This is a genomic window from Pseudomonas sp. S4_EA_1b (assembly GCF_016307435.1).
Lineage (GTDB): Bacteria > Pseudomonadota > Gammaproteobacteria > Pseudomonadales > Pseudomonadaceae > Aquipseudomonas > Aquipseudomonas rhodesiae.
This window is the reverse complement of sequence record NZ_JAEILC010000212.1, coordinates 1-1,411: the sequence shown is the minus strand read 5'-3', so window position 1 is coordinate 1,411 and position 1,411 is coordinate 1. Positions and strand designations below refer to the sequence as shown.

1 protein-coding gene is annotated in these 1,411 nt (G+C 53.9%); it reads left to right on the top strand.

All coding sequences use genetic code 11. The annotated features are described in order from the left end of the window. Window positions 1–1,284 (top strand): DASS family sodium-coupled anion symporter (locus YA0848_RS35725; protein WP_198731593.1); only part of this gene is annotated, 1,284 nt, incomplete at its 5' end. Window positions 1,285–1,411 lie beyond the last annotated feature (127 nt).

Genomic DNA, 1,411 nt, shown 5'->3' with positions numbered 1-1,411 from the left:
ATCATGATCACTTCGCTGATAGCGATATTGATCGGCACTGCACCAACCGTGCAGGCCCCGTCACTCACCTATGGTTCATCGGCTGGTGTTTCAATGGCACTCACCGGCTTTTCCAATCCAGCCCTTGCGTTGGTGGTTGGGGCATTGTTCATCGCTGCCGCGATGACTCATACCGGGCTGGATCGCCGCATAGCACTTGTGACCTTGACGAAGGTCGGGGCCAGCACACGGCGGATCCTGTTCGGCGCAATGCTGGTGATCGTGCTACTGAGCCTGGTAGTACCCAGCGCCACCGCGCGTAGTGCCTGCGTGGTGCCTATCATGATGGGGGTGATCGCCGCCTTTGGCGTGGCCAAGCGCTCCAATATCGCAGCCGGTCTCATGATAATTGTTGCCCAAGGTACCAGTATTTGGAACGTGGGTATTCAAACAGCTGCCGCACAGAACTTGCTGACGGTGGGGTTCATGGAGAAGATGCTGGACCAAAGAGTGTCATGGATCGATTGGTTGATTGCGGGGACTCCCTGGGCAGTGATCATGTCGTTAGTGCTGATTGTGGTGGTGCTGAAAGTGCTCCCCCCTGAAAGCGACAGGGTGCCGGGTGGATTGGCAGCAGTGAAGCAAAGTTTGGCCGAGCTTGGACCTATGACTGGTCCGCAGAAACGCTTGGGAGTGGTATCGCTGCTGCTTTTATTGGCGTGGGCAAGCGAAGGCCGGTTGCATTCGTTCGACACCACATCGACCACCTATGCCGGATTAGTCATTCTCCTATTACCGCGTTTCGGTGTGATGACCTGGAAGGACGTTCAGTCCCGTATTCCCTGGGGCACGGTGATCGTATTCGGTGTCGGGATCAGCTTGGGCACTGCGTTGTTGACCACACAGGCCGGGCAGTGGCTAGGTGCGCAGGTGGTGGAGCATACGGGGTTGGACAAGGTCGGTCCGCTGGGCGTTTTTGCGATACTCAGCGCGTTTCTGATCGTGATCCACTTGGGGTTTGCCAGTGCTACGGCTCTGACTTCGGCACTGTTACCCATTCTCATGGCTGTGCTCCTCACGCTTCCAGGCGAGTTCAGTCGCGTAGGAATGACTATGTTGCTCGGGTTCGTTGTGAGCTTCGGTTTCATCCTGCCCATCAATGCACCGCAGAATATGGTTTGCTTGGGAACCGACACGTTTACCCCCAAACAGTTTGCTCGGGTCGGTATTCTCATCACTTTGATTGGTTATGTGTTGTTACTGGTATTCGCCAGTACCTACTGGAGTTGGCTAGGCTGGATCTGAAGTGGGACTGCGGAGCTAATACGAAGTAACTACTCAGTAGAGTAGTAATTAAAACGCGCATAGTGACCAATTAGGTTAGTTAAATAGTCTTTGTGTTTTTTGAATCATCAATAATGGAGTTCTGTTA